At 64.5% G+C, this 17,091-nt stretch carries 17 protein-coding genes and 1 tRNA gene; 15 read left to right on the top strand and 3 right to left on the bottom strand.

From position 1 onward, the window contains the following. Positions 1 to 49: 49 nt before the first annotated feature. Genes AC0L4C_RS03810 through AC0L4C_RS03800 form a run of 3 tightly spaced genes read left to right on the top strand, consistent with a single transcriptional unit; the run spans position 50 to position 4,124 of the window. A complete protein-coding gene (locus tag AC0L4C_RS03810; RefSeq protein ID WP_473402199.1) occupies positions 50 to 1,369 on the top strand; it encodes a vanadium-dependent haloperoxidase in 1,320 nt (439 codons plus the stop codon). Beyond that, positions 1,366 to 2,964: a CRTAC1 family protein gene (locus AC0L4C_RS03805; RefSeq protein WP_473402198.1), complete on the top strand. Its 1,599-nt coding sequence runs from the start codon at positions 1,366 to 1,368 to the stop codon at positions 2,962 to 2,964. The genes AC0L4C_RS03810 and AC0L4C_RS03805 overlap by 4 nt, the downstream gene beginning before the upstream one ends. 50 nt (positions 2,965 to 3,014) lie before the next feature. Beyond that, the gene (locus AC0L4C_RS03800; RefSeq protein ID WP_473402197.1) at positions 3,015 to 4,124 is read left to right on the top strand and encodes an NAD(P)-binding domain-containing protein; all 1,110 of its coding nucleotides are present in this window, start codon (positions 3,015 to 3,017) and stop codon (positions 4,122 to 4,124) included. Between the two features lie 60 nt (positions 4,125 to 4,184). Here the strand turns inward: AC0L4C_RS03800 and AC0L4C_RS03795 are convergent. Beyond that, positions 4,185 to 4,260: transfer RNA gene (locus AC0L4C_RS03795), tRNA-Ala, on the bottom strand. Positions 4,261 to 4,409: 149 nt separating this feature from the next. Next, positions 4,410 to 4,835 (bottom strand): TIGR02300 family protein, encoded by a 426-nt coding sequence (locus AC0L4C_RS03790; protein WP_473402196.1) that lies wholly within the window; start codon positions 4,833 to 4,835, stop codon positions 4,410 to 4,412. 209 nt (positions 4,836 to 5,044) lie between these two features. Between AC0L4C_RS03790 and aroA the strand changes: the two genes are divergently transcribed. The 9 genes from aroA (at position 5,045) to trpB (ending at position 13,248) form a co-directional block, all read left to right on the top strand. Then, entirely contained in the window at positions 5,045 to 6,388 is a 1,344-nt protein-coding gene (aroA, locus tag AC0L4C_RS03785; RefSeq protein WP_473402195.1) for a 3-phosphoshikimate 1-carboxyvinyltransferase, read from the top strand. A gap of 10 nt (positions 6,389 to 6,398) precedes the next feature. Next, positions 6,399 to 7,040, top strand: a complete 642-nt coding sequence (locus tag AC0L4C_RS03780) for a (d)CMP kinase (RefSeq protein WP_473402194.1) — start codon at positions 6,399 to 6,401, stop codon at positions 7,038 to 7,040. Positions 7,041 to 7,218: 178 nt separating this feature from the next. Continuing rightward, a complete protein-coding gene (rpsA, locus tag AC0L4C_RS03775; protein WP_473402192.1) occupies positions 7,219 to 8,916 on the top strand; it encodes a 30S ribosomal protein S1 in 1,698 nt (565 codons plus the stop codon). Between the two features lie 119 nt (positions 8,917 to 9,035). Continuing rightward, positions 9,036 to 9,509, top strand: coding sequence for a GNAT family N-acetyltransferase (locus AC0L4C_RS03770; protein ID WP_473403444.1), 474 nt, complete (start codon positions 9,036 to 9,038; stop codon positions 9,507 to 9,509). 68 nt (positions 9,510 to 9,577) lie between these two features. Continuing rightward, on the top strand, positions 9,578 to 10,528 hold the full coding sequence (gene sppA / locus AC0L4C_RS03765) for a signal peptide peptidase SppA (protein WP_473402191.1): 951 nt from the start codon (positions 9,578 to 9,580) through the stop codon (positions 10,526 to 10,528). A 40-nt stretch (positions 10,529 to 10,568) separates the two neighbouring features. Next, the gene (locus AC0L4C_RS03760) at positions 10,569 to 10,847 is read left to right on the top strand and encodes an integration host factor subunit beta (protein ID WP_473402190.1); all 279 of its coding nucleotides are present in this window, start codon (positions 10,569 to 10,571) and stop codon (positions 10,845 to 10,847) included. 29 nt (positions 10,848 to 10,876) lie between these two features. Continuing rightward, a complete protein-coding gene (locus tag AC0L4C_RS03755) occupies positions 10,877 to 11,230 on the top strand; it encodes a LapA family protein (RefSeq protein ID WP_473402189.1) in 354 nt (117 codons plus the stop codon). Between the two features lie 24 nt (positions 11,231 to 11,254). Beyond that, positions 11,255 to 11,902 carry a phosphoribosylanthranilate isomerase gene (locus AC0L4C_RS03750; RefSeq protein ID WP_473402188.1) on the top strand — a complete coding sequence of 216 codons (648 nt, stop codon included), beginning with the start codon at positions 11,255 to 11,257 and terminating at the stop codon, positions 11,900 to 11,902. 125 nt (positions 11,903 to 12,027) lie between these two features. Next, on the top strand, positions 12,028 to 13,248 hold the full coding sequence (gene trpB / locus AC0L4C_RS03745) for a tryptophan synthase subunit beta (RefSeq protein WP_473402187.1): 1,221 nt from the start codon (positions 12,028 to 12,030) through the stop codon (positions 13,246 to 13,248). A gap of 6 nt (positions 13,249 to 13,254) precedes the next feature. On the opposite strand, the gene AC0L4C_RS03740 is transcribed toward trpB, so the two are convergent. After that, entirely contained in the window at positions 13,255 to 13,671 is a 417-nt protein-coding gene (locus AC0L4C_RS03740; RefSeq protein WP_473402186.1) for a lysozyme inhibitor LprI family protein, read from the bottom strand. Positions 13,672 to 13,799: 128 nt separating this feature from the next. Here AC0L4C_RS03740 and trpA point away from each other — a divergent pair, with 128 nt between their 5' ends. From trpA to AC0L4C_RS03725, 3 genes are all read left to right on the top strand, one after another. After that, positions 13,800 to 14,624 carry a tryptophan synthase subunit alpha gene (trpA, locus tag AC0L4C_RS03735; RefSeq protein ID WP_473402185.1) on the top strand — a complete coding sequence of 275 codons (825 nt, stop codon included), beginning with the start codon at positions 13,800 to 13,802 and terminating at the stop codon, positions 14,622 to 14,624. Between the two features lie 100 nt (positions 14,625 to 14,724). Then, positions 14,725 to 15,687, top strand: coding sequence for an acetyl-CoA carboxylase, carboxyltransferase subunit beta (gene accD / locus AC0L4C_RS03730; RefSeq protein ID WP_473402184.1), 963 nt, complete (start codon positions 14,725 to 14,727; stop codon positions 15,685 to 15,687). A gap of 111 nt (positions 15,688 to 15,798) precedes the next feature. Continuing rightward, positions 15,799 to 17,091, top strand: a complete 1,293-nt coding sequence (locus AC0L4C_RS03725; protein ID WP_473403443.1) for a bifunctional folylpolyglutamate synthase/dihydrofolate synthase — start codon at positions 15,799 to 15,801, stop codon at positions 17,089 to 17,091.

Below are 17,091 nucleotides of genomic sequence, written 5' to 3'. Positions count from 1 at the left end.
ACCTCGTAACCTGAGCCGCCGAAAACAGGCTGCAGGGAGGGGAGGAGTCATGAGCGGTCGTCGACTGGCAGCGCTTTGCGTGGTTCTGGTGCTGACGCTTGCCGCCTCGCTGGCGGCGCGCGCCGAAAGTCCGCAGCCCACGCCCGAGGTGGCGCTGCACAACTGGTATGGATTGCTGCTAGAGCTGGTCCGGCACACCCCGACCTACTCGCCGCCAGTTGCCAGCCGTGCCTTCGGCTATCTGGGTGTTGCCGCATACGAGTCCGCTGTCGGCGGCTCGGGGCACCTGGTTTCGCTTGCCGGTCAGCTCCGCGAACTCGATGCCGTGCCGCAGCGCGAGGCCGGCGCCACCTACGATGAGGCCGTGATCATCAACTCGGCCATGGCCACCGCCGTGCAGACCCTGTTCAGCAATACCGGTCCGACCGGCCAGCGGGTCGTCAAGGCTGCCTCCAAGAAGTGGCGGTCCGAAGTCAGCGCGGGCGTCGATGACGACGTGGTGGCGCGAAGCGAAGCATTCGGGCAGGCCGTGGCCGACGCCATTCTCGATTGGTCGCAGTCCGACGGCGGGTCCGTCGTCACCAATATGGGGTTTCCGTTCGAATACGATCTGGCCAAAGGCGATGGCAAGTGGGTGCCCACCAGTCGCATCGCGCAGCAGCAGATGCCCCTGCTGCCCGGCTGGGGCAATAACCGCCCCTTCGCCATGCCGAGCGGAAAGGCCTGCCCCACCCATCCGCCCCTGGCGTTCAGCGAGGACAAGACCTCGGAATTCTACCGCGAAGCCATGGAAGTGTACGACACCAGCAAGGCGCTCGATGCTGAACAGACAACCATTGCCCGCTTCTGGTCCGACGATCCGATGCTGTCGACTACACCGCCCGGGCACTGGATCTCGATAGCGCTGAAGGTCGCAGATCAGAACCAGCTTCGGCTCGAGGACCGGGTCGATCTCCTCGCCCGCCTCGGTCTGGCCATGTCGGACGCCTTCATCGGCTGCTGGCGCGACAAGTTCGAGCACAATCTGATCCGGCCGGTGACCTATATCAGAAAGCTCATCGACCCCGCCTGGGAGCCGGTCCTCATCACCCCGCCGTTCCCGGAATATCCGAGCGGACACAGTACGGTTTCGGCGGCAGCCGCGACCGTGCTGACGGGCTTTTTCGGCGATAGCTTCGCCTTCGAGGACGCCACCGGCACGCCGGACGGCCGCGCGGCCCGGCGCTATGCCAGCTTCTGGGATGCCGCCAACGAAGCCGGAATTTCCCGTCTCTACGGTGGCATTCACTTCCGGGCTGCCATCGCGTTTGGCCTCGATCAGGGGCGCTGCATCGGCGCCTACGCTGTTGCCTTGAGGACCCGGAAATGATCCGTATCTGGCCCTTCGCCGCTGGTCTCCTGACCCTCTTTCTCGCGATCCCTGCAGTGGCCCAGGACGCCCTGCTTGTCCCCAGCTTTGTCGATGAGACGGCCAGTTCGGGCGTCGTCACCAGCTATGATGGCGAGTGGTTCTTCATGGTCGGCGGGGGCGTCGCGGTCTTTGACTGCAATGCCGACGGCTATGCCGACATGCTGCTGCCCGGTGGCACCGCTCCGGCCACCCTTTACCGCAACATCGGCAGTCGGGGCGGACCACTCAGGTTCGAAGCCACGTCAAGCGGCCTCGAGATCGACAGTGTCAGCGGCGCCTACCCGGCCGATATCGACAGCGACGGCATCACCGATCTCATTGTCCTGCGGGTCGGCGAAAACCTTGTCATGCGCGGTCTGGGCGACTGCCGGTTCGAACGGGCCAACGCGATCTGGGGCTTTGACGGCGGCAACGCCTGGAGCACGTCCGCGGCCGTGACCTGGGAACACGACGCCGCCTGGCCCAGTGTCGCTATCGGAAATTACATCGACCGCGAGGAGGAACTCTCTCCCTGGGGCTCGTGCACCGACAACTGGCTGCATCGCCCGGCCACCGGCGCCGCCTTCGCGCCGCCCCTGGCGCTGACGCCCAGCTACTGCGCGCTGTCCATGCTTTTTACCGACTGGAACCGCTCGGGCACGCCCGGCCTTCGTGTCTCCAACGACCGTGAATACTACGAAGGCGGCCAGGAGCAGATGTGGCGCCTGCCGCCAGGCGCTCCCCCTGCCTTGCTGACCGAAGCCGATGGCTGGAAAAACCTGCGCATCTGGGGCATGGGCATTGCCAGCCACGATCTCGATTCCGATGGCTATCCGGAATATTTTCTCACCAGCATGGCCGACAACAAGCTGCAGACCTTGGCAAGCCCTGCGGAAGACGCGCGTCCGGATTACAAGGATGTCGCCTTCGATCGGCGCGTCACCGCCCACCGCCCCTATTTTGGAACCGATCTCCGCCCCAGCACCGCCTGGCACGCCGAATTCAACGACGTGAACAATGATGGCCTGGCCGATCTCTTCATTGCCAAGGGCAATGTCGCTGAAATGCCCGACTTCGCCATGCACGATCCCGACAACCTGCTGTTGCAGGCCCCGGACGGAAAATTCGTCGAGCAGGGCGAGGCGGCCGGCATCGCCAACAACGGCATTGCACGTGGCGCGGCGCTGGCCGATTTCAATATGGACGGACTGCTCGACCTGGTGGTGGTCAATCGCAATGCCGGGGCCCAGCTCTGGCGCAACCGCACCGAGGACGCCGGCAACTGGATTTCCCTTGCCGTGCATCAGCCGGCGCCGAACCGGAATGCCATTGGTGGCTGGATAGAGGTCAGCCGTGGCGGCGCCGTCATGCGTCGCGAACTGACCATCGGCGGCGGCCATGCCGGCGGACAATTGGGTTGGCTGCATTTCGGCCTCGGTGCCCAGACGTCCGCGACAGTCGCCGTCATCTGGCCTGACGGGTCACGCAGCGAGTGGGACGGCCTGCAGGCCGGCGGCTTCTATGACCTCGATCGCGGCCAGCCGGCTGCCGTGAGCTTCGCGCCGCGCGACTAGCGGAACCGTTGCCTCTGGCCCGTCGGCACCCAAGCGCCTACATCTCCGCCATGACAACGCCGCCCCCGATCGCCGCAACGCCGCCGCAGATAGCGGTCAAGACCGATATCGTGGTGATTGGGGCGGGGCAGGCGGGCTTGTCTGCTGCCTATCATCTCAAACGGCGCGGGCTGACGTCCGGCCGCGGCCTGATCATCCTCGATCAATCGCCGCAGGCCGGCGGGGCCTGGCAGTTTCGCTGGCCCTCGCTGACACTCTCGACCGTCAACCGCATCCACGATCTGCCGGGCATGGCCTTCGCCGAAGCGGTCGACACCAGCGCCGACACGGTCGAGGCCGCCACGGCCGTGCCGCGCTACTTCGCCGCCTATGAGCAACGCTTCGAACTGCCGGTCCTGCGGCCGGTGGAAGTCAGGGTGGTCTGCGAGCGCAATGATCGCTTCCGTGTCGAGACCGATCACAGCACATTTTCGGCGCGCGGGATCATCAACGCCACCGGCACCTGGGAAACCCCCTTCATTCCCGATTACCCGGGTCGCGAAGCGTTTCTTGGCCGACAGCTCCACACCCGCGACTATCGCACCGCTGCCGAGTTCGCCGGCCTGCACGTGGTTGTGGTCGGCGGAGGCATCTCCGCCATCCAGCTGCTGGATGAAATCTCGCAGGTCACGCGCACCACCTGGGTGACCCGCCGCGAACCGGTCTTCACCGAAGGCCCTTTCGACCAGGACGCTGGCCGCGCCGCGGTCGCCCAGGTTGAGGACCGGGTCCGGCGCGGAGTGCCGCCCAACTCGGTGGTCTCGGTGACCGGCCTGCGCATGACGCCGCGCATCCAGGCCATGCAGGATCGGGGCGTACTCGTCCGCCAGCCGATGTTTGCCGAAATCACGCCGACGGGCATTCGCTGGCCTGACGGACGCGAGGAGCCCGTGGATGTAATCCTCTGGTGTACCGGTTTTCGATCCTCGCTCGATCATCTGGCCCCGCTGCTGCTGCAAGAAGCCTCTGGCGGCATCACCATGACCGGCAAGCTGGCGACGCAAGTGGCGCGCGAGCCGCGAATTCATCTCGTCGGCTACGGACCATCAGCCTCTACCATCGGCGCCAACCGTGCCGGCGCCGCGGCGGCGCGCGAACTGATGCAGACTCTGGGTCTCTAGGGAGAGTTGGCGGCAAAAAAAACAAAAGGCCCAGCCGCGAGGCCAGACCTTGAAAAGATTTGGTGGAGCTTAGCGGGATCGAACCGCTGACCTCTTCCATGCCATGGAAGCGCTCTCCCAGCTGAGCTAAAGCCCCATCAACGATCCACCGGATCATGTCAGGTGGCACGAATGGCCTTGGCCGTCGTGCCTCTGGAACTGCGCTGCGGCGGATGCCGTCGCAGCGCGGGTGTACTTACCCACGACGCCCCAAGCATGCAAGGGGCTTTTTCGTGAGTGCGACGATTAACGCTCGTCGCTGGTGTTCACGTCGAAGTCGAGATCGTCGTCATCGTCGTCATCTTCCTCAAGGAAGGTGTCGGCATCGTCGTCGCCGAGATCTTCGGCATCTTCGACGTCATCGACGTCGGGAATCTCTTCGTCTTCGCCACTTTCCTCGGCGTCAGCCTCTTCAAGCGACACGATCTCGGGAGCAGAGCTGTCCTCGACCGTCTCTTCGACTTCCGCCTCGACTTCTTCTTCTTCCTCGTCGTCATCCTTGACGGCACGTTCCGGTGCCGCCTTGGCCCGAACGGCAGTCACCGAGTCGAAATAGGATCGGGGATAGGACTTGCCGGTATAGGGCGAGACGATCGGATCCTTGTTCAGATCGTAGAACTTCTTGCCGGTTTCGGGGTCTTCACGCTTGGTGCCGCGGTCTTCTTTGGCCAATGCTGCTTCCTCAAGACTGAAAAGGCGGGGCCTCCCGCTCGTTGGTCGTCCGGTTAGGGGCAAAAAATCTGTCTGTCAAACCCAAAATGCGGGGCTTTCCTCTGCCAGCGGGATACGCACTTGCGACGGTGGCTCTGGTCCGCGTCCTGCCGCCCGTGCTAAGCCCGTCCAGTTGCCCGATATCCCGTAATTGTGCCAGTTAGTTACCGATGTCGCATCATTCACCTGCGCCACGACCACTTGCCACCGAGCGCTCGCCCTGGCTGCGCGGCATATTGCAGGTCCCCGGTGATCGGGCCATTTCGCATCGCGCCCTGATCCTTGGCGCCATGGCCCGCGGCGAAACCACCGTGGAGGGCCTGAACGAGAGTGCGGACGTGTTCGCGACCGGCCGCGCCATGCAGTCCCTTGGCGCCCGCATCGAGAAGCGGACGAATCGCTGGCACATCATGGGCATCGGCGTCGGCGGCTTTCTCGAGCCGGAGGACGTGCTGCACTTTTCCAGTTCGACGGTGGCCTTGCGGCTCTGCATGGGCCTGATCGGAGCCTACGACTTCACGTCGCATTTCACCGGCGACCACGCCCTGATGACGCGGTCCCAGGCCCATATTCTCGAAGCGCTGCAGCATTTTGGCGTCGGTGTCGTCGGCAATAGCCGCGATCATCTGCCCTTCAGCCTGCGCGGAGCCCGACTGGCCACACCGGCCGATTTCACCATGAGCGCACCATCGGCCCTGCTGAAATCGGCTATGCTCCTGGGCGCTCTCGCTATTCCGGGCGTGACCACTATAACCGAGCCGTTGCCGACCCGCGACCACACCGAGCGCATGCTCAAGGCCTTCGGCGCCCGGCTGGATATCCAGGACACGCCCGAGGGCGGGCGCCGCATTGAAATCGAGGGTCTCGCCAATCTCCGGGCCCAGCACGTCACCATCGCCGGAGACGCCTCGGCCGCCGCGCATGCCATCGTCGCCGGCCTCATCGTCCCCGATTCCGAGGTGCTGGTCGAGGACGTGCTGGTGAGTCCCATGCGCACCGGCCTCATCGACACGCTGCGCGAAATGGGCGCGCAGATCGATCTGGTGCGCCCGCGCAAGGCGGGAGGCGATGACATGGCCGACGTGCGCGTCATTCAATCTGCCCTCAGGGGCGTCACGGTGCCGGCCGAGCGGCTGCCGGCGATGGTCGAGGAGTTTCCGCTGCTGGCCGTAGCTGCCGCCGCCGCCGAGGGCGAGACAATCATCCACGGTCTGTCGGCTCTTCAGGACCGGGATTGCGATCAGGTCGAGGCCGTTCTCAAGGGCTTGACCGCCGCGCATGTCGCCGTAAGCCGCGATGGCGACAGCCTGACCGTCAGCGGCACCAGATCGATCCGTGGCGGTGGTCGTGTCGTGACGTTCGGCGATCCTGCCATTGCCATGGCCTTTCTGGTTCTGGGGATGGCGGCCGATCAGCAGGTGACGGTGGACGATCAATCGTCTATCGCCCAGATCTACCCCGGCTTCATTTCGGATTTCGAAAAGCTCGGCGCCAGTTTCGTGCGCTACACCTGAGGGAGAGCACATGATCATCGCTGTCGACGGACCGGCCGCATCGGGCAAGGGCACGCTGGCGGCGGGGCTGGCACGCCACTACCGCCTGCCGCACCTAGATACCGGGCTGCTTTACCGGGCAGTCGGCTGGGCGGTCCGCGACGTCATCGACTCCCCCGGGTTCGAGGCCAGGGCGATCGCTGCCGCCCGGGCGATCGAAGCGGCCGACCTGATCGACACCGAAACACTCACCAGCGCCAATGCCGGCGTCTATGCCTCGCGCGTTGCCGTGATTGCCGATGTGCGGTCGGCCATGCGGCAATATCAGCGCGATTTTGCCCATCAGCCCGGCGGCGCCGTCCTCGATGGCCGCGACATCGGCACTGTCATCTGCCCGGAAGCCGACGCCAAGCTTTTCATCGTTGCCGATTCCAAGGCCCGGATGGAGCGCCGGGCCCGCCAGCTCGAGGCCAGGGGGCTGACGGTTGATCGCTACGCCCTCTATCACCAGATAGAAGAGCGGGACGCCCGTGACATGGCGAACCCGCATGGCGGTTTCTATCAGGCCAGTGACGCGCACTTGCTCGACACGACCCAATTGGATATAGAAGCCGCACTTCGCGCAGCCGTTGCCATTGTGGACGCGGCCGTAGCAGGCAAGGCGGGGCACTAGCCCCTAATCCAACCGAGCCGCTAGCGGTCCCCGTCGGCGATACCAGAGCCGGACGCGATAACTCTACCCATCAGCTTTCCGAACGGGCGCTCGCGCGCCGGATCCCGCTTTGTGGATCGGGCCCCGTTCCATCTGGTGTTTCAACCTCAAACCGCCGGCGCCACTGGAGAAATGTAGTTTGGCTATTCAAACTGAAGTCAAAGAAGACTTTGAAGCCCTGTTGATGGACTCGTTCATGGAGAACGAGCCGCTCGAAGGTACCGTCGTCAAGGGTACGATCGTTGCCATCGAGAAGGACCTTGCGATCATCGACGTCGGTCTGAAGACCGAAGGTCGCATCGCCATGAAGGAATTCGGCGCGGCTGGCCGCGACGGTACCCTCAAGGTCGGTTCCGAGGTCGAGGTCTATGTCGATCGCGTCGAGAACGCGATGGGCGAGGCTGTCCTCAGCCGTGAGAAGGCCCGCCGCGAAGAGAGCTGGGTCAAGCTCGAAGAACTTTATGCCAAGAACGAGCGCGTCGAAGGCATCATCTTCAACCAGGTCAAGGGTGGTTTCACCGTCGACCTCGAAGGTGCCGTGGCCTTCCTGCCGCGGTCGCAGGTCGACATTCGTCCGATCCGCGATATCGCGCCGCTGATGAACGTGCCGCAGCCCTTCCAGATCCTCAAGATGGACAAGCGCCGCGGCAACATCGTTGTCTCGCGTCGTGCCATTCTCGAAGAGTCGCGCGCCGAACAGCGTTCGGAAATCGTCCAGCAGCTCGAAGAGGGCCAGGTTGTCGACGGCGTGGTCAAGAACATCACCGATTACGGTGCGTTCGTTGATCTCGGCGGCATTGACGGCCTGCTGCACGTCACCGACATCGCCTGGCGTCGTGTCAACCACCCGACCGAAGTCCTGTCGATCGGCGAGACCATCAAGGTCCAGATCGTCCGCATCAACCACGAGAGCCATCGTATCTCGCTGGGCATGAAGCAGCTGCAGGCCGATCCGTGGGATGGCATCGAAGCCAAGTATCCGGTCTCGGCCAAGTTCACCGGTCGCGTCACCAACATCACCGACTACGGTGCGTTCGTGGAACTGGAGCCGGGCATCGAAGGCCTGATCCACGTCTCCGAAATGAGCTGGACCAAGAAGAACGTCCACCCGGGCAAGATCGTCTCCACCTCGCAGGAAGTGGAAGTCATGGTGCTCGAGGTCGATCCGGACAAGCGTCGTATCTCGCTCGGTCTCAAGCAGACCCTGCAGAACCCGTGGGAAAGCTTCGCCGAGAAGTTCCCGATCGGCGCCACCATCGAAGGCGAAGTCAAGAACAAGACCGAGTTCGGCCTGTTCATCGGCCTCGACGGCGATGTCGACGGCATGGTCCACCTCTCGGACCTCGACTGGCAGAAGCCGGGCGAACTGGCTCTCGAAGAGTACAACCGTGGCGACATGGTGCAGGCCAAGGTGCTCGACGTCGATGTCGACAAGGAGCGCATCTCGCTCGGTATCAAGCAGCTCGCCACTGGCGATGTGGCTGATACGTCGGGTGAAGGCCTCCGCAAGGGCTCGGTGGTCACCGGCACCGTGACCGAGGTCAATGATGGCGGTATCGAAGTCCAGCTCGCCGACAGCGAGATGACGGCCTTCATCCGTCGCGCCGACCTCAGCCGCGACCGCAACGACCAGCGTCCCGACCGCTTCTCCAAGGGTGAAAAGGTCGATGCCCGCGTCGTTTCCTATGACAAGAAGACCCAGAAGGTCTCCCTGTCGATCAAGGCGCTGGAAATCGCCGAGGAAAAGGAAGCCGTGGCCAACTTCGGTTCGTCGGACTCGGGCGCCTCGCTCGGCGACATCCTGGGCGCTGCGCTCAAGGACCGCGAGAAGAAGTAATGACCGACGCGGGCACCCCCCCGTCTGGTCCAAGTTCGAGGCTCGCGCCAAAAGCGCGAGCCTTCTTCTTGGCCGATCAGGCCAGGGATTCACGCTACCGGGACGTCGCCTGGCGGGCCATGACGGCATTCGACATGACGGCGGTCGAGGCGATCGCTGCCCAGGTCCACCCGGATTTCTTCGAAGCGATTGAAGTGATGGCCGAACGCCAGCAGCTCTACCGCAACGGCTGCTATGTCCTCGAGATCGCCGAACGACCCACCGGCTATGTGCTCAGTCATCCGTGGCGCCGCGGCGACCTGCCGGCGCTCAATACCCAGCTCGGCGAAATCCCCGCCGACGCCGACACCTACTACCTGCATGACCTCGCCTTGCTGCCGGTCACCCGCCGCATCGGCGCCGCCGGCTATATAGTCGACGCACTTTCCAAGCACGCCGCGGCGCAGGGCTTTGCCACCATGCACCTGGTCGCCGTCAATGGCTCGCAGGGCTTCTGGGAAAAGCAGGGCTTTGCTGTCGACGATGTCCCGGCATTGGCGGACAAACTCAAGACCTACGAGGCTGCCGCCAGCTATATGGTCAAGGCGCTGTAGCGTCAGCGCCTTGTATTTGCCGTCCCGGAGGGGTACCTCGCGCTGACCTGTTGCGGCCCGAGGCAATCATGACCGACCTGAACGGCGACTCCGCCAATCTGATACCTGCAAACTCGAAGCTGCGTTCGTCGCGGCGGCTCTGGCGTGTGCTGTTCTTCATCGCGCTCGCTGTGGCTGTGCTGGCGCTGGTCGGGCGCTTTGCCCTCGAAAGCACGGCGTCGGGCGGCGACCGGATCGCCCGCATCAGGGTCGATGGCGTCATCGCGACCGACCCCGCCCGCCTGAAGGCCATTGCCGACCTCGCCGACAACGAGGCGGTCAAGGCCGTCATCGTTGCCATCAATTCGCCGGGCGGCACCACTGCCGGCGGTGAAGAGCTCTATGAGACACTGACCCGCCTGCGCGAGAAAAAGCCGGTCGTCACCGTCATTGCCGAACTCGGTGCCTCGGCCGCCTATATGACCGCCATTGCCACCGACCGGATCTTTGCCCGCCGTCTCTCGATCGTCGGTTCGATCGGGGTGCTCTACCAGCACGTTGACGCCAGCAAGCTGCTCGAGACCATCGGCATCGACTTCGACAAGGTGGCCACCGGCCCCCTCAAGGCCGAACCCGACCTCGACGAGCCGATGACCCCGCAGGTCCGGGCCTCGCTGCAGTCGCTGATCGATGACAGCTTCCAGTGGTTCGTCGACATCGTGTCGGAGCGCCGCGGCCTTGCCCGCCCGCAGACCCTGGCGCTCGCTGACGGTCGCATCCTCACCGGTCGCCAGGGCGTCGAGACCGGCTTGATCGATGCCATCGGCGGCGAGGCCGAGGCCATTGCCTGGCTGGAGACCGAGAAGTCCGTCGCCGAAGACCTTCCGGTCTATACCTACTACCCGCTGCCCCGCACGACCTGGTTCAACCTCGGCGACATGCTGGGCCAGAGCGCCCGCGACATTCTGGGTTTGAGTGACGCCCGACCGATGGCGCTTGACGGGTTGGTTTCGCTTTGGCAGGTTGGGCCTTCGATGTGAAGGGCCCACTTGACTTCGTGGAGGAACGCCGGAGGGCGGTATGATAAAGTCTGAGCTTGTTCAGAAACTTGCAGACGAAAATCCGCATTTGTTCCAGCGTGATGTCGAGAACATCGTGAATGCCATTCTCGATGAGGTTGGTGATGCGATGGCTCGCGGCGACCGGGTCGAGTTGCGCGGCTTCGGCGCCTTCTCCGTCAAGAACCGCCCGGCCCGTGTTGGCCGCAATCCACGCACCGGCGAACAGGTGGATGTGGGTGAAAAATACGTCCCGCAGTTCAAGGCCGGTAAGGAAATCCGCGAGCGTCTCAACCGCTAGCTCGGTCGGGGCGCCGCCAGGGAATATCGATGGTTAAACGCCTTGTTGGCTGGTTTGTGCTGGTGCCGCTCTGCGCGGTACTGGTCATTTTCGCCTTAGCCAATACCCAACCGGTTATCGTCAACTTCAATCCCTTCGCGCAGGCCGACCAGCTGGCCGTGTCGCGCGTCGGTGTGCCGCTGTTTCTCGTCATCTTCATGATCCTGCTTGTCGGGGTGGTGCTGGGCGGGATAGCCACATGGTTCGCGCAGAGCACGCATCGGCGCGACGAGCGGCACTGGCGCCGCGAAACGGAACGACTGCATCGCGAGCTCGATGCAGCACGGCGGGCTCCGGCCAATCAGGCCCTGCTCGATGTGGACGACCTGGCTCACCTACATTGACCGGCTTTACACCCATCACATCACATGGCTGACCCCATCATTATCAAGATCTGTGGCATCAAGACCCCGGACATCCTCGAGACTGCAATCGAAGCTGGCGCCGATATGGTCGGTTTCATGCATTTCGCCCGCAGCCCGCGCCACGTCGATATCGAGACCTTGCAGGAGCTGATCTCGCAGGCCCGCGGTCGCATCGAAACCTGTGTCGTGCTGGTCAATCCGGACAACTCCTGCGTCATGGAAGTGGCGGCCCTGTCGCCGACCTGGATCCAGTTGCACGGTCCCGAGACGCCGCACCGCGTCGAGGCCATTCGCGACGAGGCGGGCATCGCCGTCATGAAGGCGATCCCCATTGGCTCGGCCGAAGATGTCGCCGGTGTCGCGGCCTTTGCCGAGGTCGCCGACCGCCTGCTGCTCGATGCCAAGCCGGCCAAGGGCGCCGATCGCCCCGGTGGCCTGGGCGAGACGTTCGACTGGGACCTGCTCAAGGCACTCGGTCCCGGCGTCGACTATCTGCTGGCCGGCGGGCTGAAACCCGAAACCGTGGCCGACGCCATTCGTGCCGTGCGGCCGATGGGTGTGGATGTCTCCTCCGGGGTGGAAACGGCGCCCGGGGTCAAGAGCAGCAAACTGATCCGTGCCTTCATCGAGGCCGCCCGCGCAGCCGCCTGAGGTCCGCTTCGCGGCGCGGTGCGCCAAGAAACCGTGACCGAACGTCGTCTTGCCCTCGAACGGCGTTCCGCTATAACGGGCCCCGCCGCGCGGGCCTGTCCGCCGGGCAACGGGAGACTTAGGTCATGCACTCGGATGGCGCCAATTCGCTGCGAAACGGTCCGGACGATCAGGGTCGCTTCGGCATATTTGGTGGCCGCTTCGTCGCCGAAACGCTGATGCCGCTGATCCTCGACCTCGAGAAGGCCTATCGCGCGGCGCAGAACGATCCCGACTACCAGGCGGAACTGGAATTTCTCGGCAGGCACTACACTGGCCGGCCGTCGCCCCTCTATCTGGCCGAGCGCCTGACCGAGCACCTGGGCGGCGCCAAGGTCTACTTCAAGCGCGAAGAGCTCAACCACACCGGCTCGCACAAGCTCAACAACTGCATTGGCCAGATCCTGCTGGCCCGGCGCATGGGCAAGACCCGCATCATCGCCGAGACCGGCGCCGGCCAGCATGGCGTGGCGACGGCCACGGTATGCGCCCGTTTCGGTCTGCCCTGCACCATCTTCATGGGTGCCACCGACGTGGAGCGCCAGCGTCCCAATGTCTGGCGCATGAAGATGCTCGGCGCCGAGGTGCGCGCCGTCACTGCCGGCGCCGGAACGCTCAAGGACGCCATGAACGAGGCGCTGCGCGACTGGGTCACCAATGTCGAGAACACCTATTATCTGATCGGCACGGCTGCCGGCCCGCATCCCTATCCGGAAATGGTCCGCGACTTTCAGTCCGTCATCGGCGAGGAGATCAAGGCGCAGCACCAGGAAGCCGAAGGGCGGCTGCCCGATGCCCTCGTCGCCTGTGTCGGCGGCGGCTCGAATGCCATCGGCACCTTCCACCCCTTCCTCGATGACGCCGATGTCCGGATCTATGGCGCCGAGGCCGGCGGCCACGGCATCGACGTCGAGAACGGCCACGCCGCCTCCATGACCGGCGGCCGGCCCGGTGTGCTGCACGGCAACCGCACCTACCTGCTGCAGGACCAGGATGGCCAGATTCTCGAAGGCCACTCGATCTCGGCCGGCCTCGACTATCCCGGCGTCGGCCCGGAACACTCGTTCCTGCACGACACCAAGCGGGTGACCTATGTGCCGATCACCGACACCGAGGCGCTCGAGGCGTTCCAGCTCTGCACGCGGCTCGAAGGCATCATCCCGGCGCTCGAAAGCGCGCACGGCCTCGCCCAGGTGATCAAGCTTGCCCCCACCATGGGCAAGGACGAGACCATCGTCCTTTGCCTCTCGGGTCGCGGCGACAAGGATGTGGAGTCGGTCGGCAAGTATCTCGGGCTGGAGATGTAGCCCGGCTCAGCGCACTTCGTAGTCGGCAAAGTCCAGCCCTTCGCGCAGCTGTTCCAGCCGCTGGGTGCCCAGCCGCATCGCACAGAACAGCCGCCGCGGGTCGGCATCGCGCGGCTTCACTTCGGCATGGTAGGCGCATTGCGTGAGCCGGTAGGCCTCCCACGTCACCTGCGCTGCCCGCAGCCCGACCGCATGCTCCGGCTCGGCAGCCGCCAGCGCCTCCAGTGCCGCCGCAATTTCGGCTTCGGCCGCGCTCTGCTTCTCCTCCATGCAGCCGAGAACCAGCTTGTCGATCGTCCCGTGCTCGGCGATGCAGGCCTCGACCTGGCCCTCGAACATGGCGCGTTCGTCAGCGCGATCGGCAAGGCCTGGGCCGGCGCTCAGACCAATGAGGGTTGCGGCAAACAGCGCGGTACGGATCATCTGGGCAGTTCTCCTCTCGGGTGACAACACCGGCAAAGCTAGCGGTGATTCTTCAAGGTGTCGTTGACATCGGTCGCAGCCTACCCCTAAACGACATGTCCCTCACCGGCAGAGATGGTGCCCGCCGCATGTCCACCCGCATTTCCGAGCGTTTCGCCTTGTGCGCCGAACAGGGGCGTCCCGCCCTCGTCACCTTCGTGATGTCTGGCGACCCGGACCCGGAAACCAGCGAGCAGATCCTGGCCGCCCTGCCGGGCGCCGGAGCCGATATCATCGAGTTCGGCATGCCGTTTTCCGATCCGATGGCGGACGGTCCGGGCGTGCAGATGGCCGGACAGCGGGCTTTGGCCGGTGGCCAGACGCTGCGCAAGACGCTGGCCCAGATTACCCGTTTCCGTCAGAAGGATGCCAACACGCCGGTTGTGTTGATGGGCTACTACAATCCCATCTACATCTATGGCGTCGACGCCTTTCTCAAGGACGCCGTTGCTGCCGGCGTCGATGGCCTGATCGTCGTCGACCTGCCGCCCGAGGAAGACGATGAGCTTTGCGTGCCGGCGCTGGCAGCCGGCCTCAATTTCATCCGCCTCACCACCCCGACCACAGATGACAGCCGCCTGCCGGCCGTGCTGAAGAACACTTCGGGCTTCGTCTATTATGTCACCATGACCGGCATCACCGGCGCCGCGATCAAGAGCAATGCTGCCGTCGGCGTTGCCGTCAAGCGCATCAAGAGCCACACCGATCTGCCCGTTGCCGTCGGCTTTGGCATCAAGACTGCGGAAGATGCGGCGCTCTTTGGCCGGGACGCCGATGGCGTCGTCGTCGGTACGGCCATCTGCAATGCGGTCGGCGGTTCGCTCGACAACGGCAGGGCCACGCCCGCGACGGTGGCTGCCGTCACCGCTCTGGTGTCCGACCTCGCATCGGGTGTGCGCCGCGCCCGTGGTTAAGCCGCCTGAAAGCCTTAACCACCCCGCCCAAACCTGATAACATTCGCCATAATCACCATATAGGCCTCGGCATAACGAGACCAGCAACAGGTCAAGGCTGATGAACTGGATCAATAACGTCGTCCGTCCGCGCATCCGCTCCTTCCTCAAGCCGAAGGACAGCGGATCCGAGAATCTCTGGGTCAAGGACCCCGAGTCCGGCGAGATGGTGTTCTATCGCGATCTTGAAGCGAACCAGTGGGTGGTGCCCAATTCGGGCTACCACATGAAGATCAAGGCGACCGACCGGCTGAAGAATTTCTTCGACGGCGGCGTCTACGACTCCGTGCCGCTGCCGGCTGTTCCGCAGGATCCGCTGAAATTCCGTGACTCCAAGAAATATGTCGATCGCCTGCGCGAGAGCCGCACCAAGACCGGCATGGATGATGCCGTACTTGTCGGTACCGGCAAGCTCTACGGCGTGGATGTGACTGCCGCCGTGCAGGATTTCGACTTTATGGGCGGGTCGCTCGGCATGGCCGCCGGTCAGGCGATCATCACCGGTCTCGAAACGGCCGCCAGGCGCAAGACGGCTTTCGTGCTGTTTGCCGCGTCAGGCGGCGCCCGCATGCAGGAGGGTATCCTCTCGCTCATGCAGATGCCGCGCACCACGGTGGCGGTGCTGCGCCTGCGCGAGGCCGGACTGCCGTTCATCGTCGTCTTCACCAATCCGACCACCGGCGGCGTCACCGCATCCTACGCCATGCTCGGCGATGTGCATCTGGCCGAACCCGGCGCGCTCATCTGCTTTGCCGGCCCGCGCGTCATCGAGCAGACCATTCGCGAAAAGCTCCCCAAGGGCTTCCAGCGCTCGGAATATCTCTATGACCACGGCATGGTCGATATGGTCGTGCACCGTCACAGCCTGCGCCCGACCATCGGTCAGCTGGTGACCATCCTCACCAAGACTCCGGCCCCGGCCGAACTGGCGGGTGCCGTGCCGGCTCCATCGGTGGCCCCGGCAAAGTCCGATACTGCCGAAGATCTCGTCGTGGCTCCGCCGGAAGCCGCGCACGCCGAATGAGCCGCTGGGGCGCCGGCCCCCTTTCACCGTGGGAGAGTGTCGGTGCGGCTCGCCTGCCGCTTTGTCCGATGCTAGAAGCGCGCCGTGCTGCTGTTCGAGAACCTCGTCCCCGTGTCCCGTACCGACGCTATCCTGAAGCGCCTGCTGGCGCTGCATCCGAAACTCATCGACCTCAGCCTGACGCGCATGCACAGGCTGCTCGAGCGGCTTGGCAATCCTGAACGTCACTTGCCGCCCGTCATTCATGTGGCCGGTACCAACGGCAAGGGCTCCACCATTGCCTATCTGCGCGCCTTCCTCGAGGCTTCGGGCAAGTCGGTGCACGTCCTGACATCACCGCATCTGGTGCGCTTCAACGAACGCATTCGTCTGGCCGGCAAACTGGTCTCCAGCCGCAAGCTCAATCGGGCGCTCGAGCTCTGTGAAGAGGCCAATGGCGGCGAGCCGATCACCTTTTTCGAGATCACCACGGTGGCGGCCATGATGCTCTTTTCCGAGACCAAGGCCGATTATCTGCTGCTTGAAACCGGCATGGGTGGCACCTTCGACGCTTCCAATGTTGTCGATGACCCGCTCGGCGTCATCATCATGCCCGTCGACTATGACCACCAGAACTTCCTCGGCAACACCATTACCGAGATTGCGGGTGAAAAGGCCGGTATCCTCAAGCGTGGCGCCAGGGCCGTGTTTGCCCGGCAACGAGACGAAGGCCGCGACGTGCTGGTCCGTCGCGCTGCCCGGCTGGGCATCACGCCGATCATTGCCGGGGAGGATTTCGACGGCCGCAGCGAAGACGGCCGTTTGGTCTATTCCGACGAAGCCGGCCTGCTCGACCTGCCGCCGCCGGCATTGGCCGGTCCGCACCAGTTCGACAACGCCACGGTCGCCATTGCGGCCGCACGTCACTTCGGACTGCCGGTGAGCGAGGCCGACATCGCCACCGGGCTGCGGACCGTGCAGTGGCCGGGCCGCCTGCAGCCGCTGCGCGGTACCCTGCGGGGCCTCTTGCCGGACGGCTCCGAACTCTGGGTTGACGGTGGCCACAATGCCCATGGCGCTGCCGCCCTGGCGGCCGCCATAGACGAACTGCAGGCCCGACGTCCGCTGCCGCTCAAGCTCATCATGGGCATCATGAACACCCGCAAGCCTGCCGAATTCCTCGCGGCATTTGCCGGCAAGGTCGAGCACGTGTACGCGCTGACCATCCCGGGCGAACCCAATGCCCACGCGGCCGCCACCATCGTTGCCGAAGCCCGCGCCTCAGGGTTCGAGGCCAGCGAAGGCGGCTCGATCCTCAATGCGCTGGCGAGCGCGGCGGCCGGACCGCCGTCACGCGTCGTCTTTTGTGGCTCGCTTTATCTGGCCGGCCACGTGCTGCACCAGAACGGCACGCCGCCCACCTGA

It is taken from the genome of Devosia sp. J20-27 (genome assembly GCF_055808595.1).
The sequence above is the reverse complement of the archived record's forward strand: the minus strand, read 5'-3'. Positions and strand labels throughout refer to the sequence as shown.

Excerpts from the sequence above, each read along its gene's own strand:
- AC0L4C_RS03755 (WP_473402189.1), top strand. The coding sequence starts at position 10,877 with ATGGTTAAACGCCTTGTTGGCTGGTTTGTGCTGGTGCCGCTCTGCGCG.
- AC0L4C_RS03780 (WP_473402194.1), top strand. The coding sequence starts at position 6,399 with ATGATCATCGCTGTCGACGGACCGGCCGCATCGGGCAAGGGCACGCTG.
- AC0L4C_RS03770 (WP_473403444.1), top strand. The coding sequence starts at position 9,036 with ATGACGGCATTCGACATGACGGCGGTCGAGGCGATCGCTGCCCAGGTC.
- accD (WP_473402184.1), top strand. The coding sequence starts at position 14,725 with ATGAACTGGATCAATAACGTCGTCCGTCCGCGCATCCGCTCCTTCCTC.
- aroA (WP_473402195.1), top strand. The coding sequence starts at position 5,045 with ATGTCGCATCATTCACCTGCGCCACGACCACTTGCCACCGAGCGCTCG.
- AC0L4C_RS03810 (WP_473402199.1), top strand. The coding sequence starts at position 50 with ATGAGCGGTCGTCGACTGGCAGCGCTTTGCGTGGTTCTGGTGCTGACG.
- AC0L4C_RS03800 (WP_473402197.1), top strand. The coding sequence starts at position 3,015 with ATGACAACGCCGCCCCCGATCGCCGCAACGCCGCCGCAGATAGCGGTC.
- sppA (WP_473402191.1), top strand. The coding sequence starts at position 9,578 with ATGACCGACCTGAACGGCGACTCCGCCAATCTGATACCTGCAAACTCG.
- AC0L4C_RS03760 (WP_473402190.1), top strand. The coding sequence starts at position 10,569 with ATGATAAAGTCTGAGCTTGTTCAGAAACTTGCAGACGAAAATCCGCAT.
- trpA (WP_473402185.1), top strand. The coding sequence starts at position 13,800 with ATGTCCACCCGCATTTCCGAGCGTTTCGCCTTGTGCGCCGAACAGGGG.
- trpB (WP_473402187.1), top strand. The coding sequence starts at position 12,028 with ATGCACTCGGATGGCGCCAATTCGCTGCGAAACGGTCCGGACGATCAG.
- AC0L4C_RS03750 (WP_473402188.1), top strand. The coding sequence starts at position 11,255 with ATGGCTGACCCCATCATTATCAAGATCTGTGGCATCAAGACCCCGGAC.
- AC0L4C_RS03805 (WP_473402198.1), top strand. The coding sequence starts at position 1,366 with ATGATCCGTATCTGGCCCTTCGCCGCTGGTCTCCTGACCCTCTTTCTC.
- AC0L4C_RS03740 (WP_473402186.1), bottom strand. The coding sequence starts at position 13,671 with ATGATCCGTACCGCGCTGTTTGCCGCAACCCTCATTGGTCTGAGCGCC.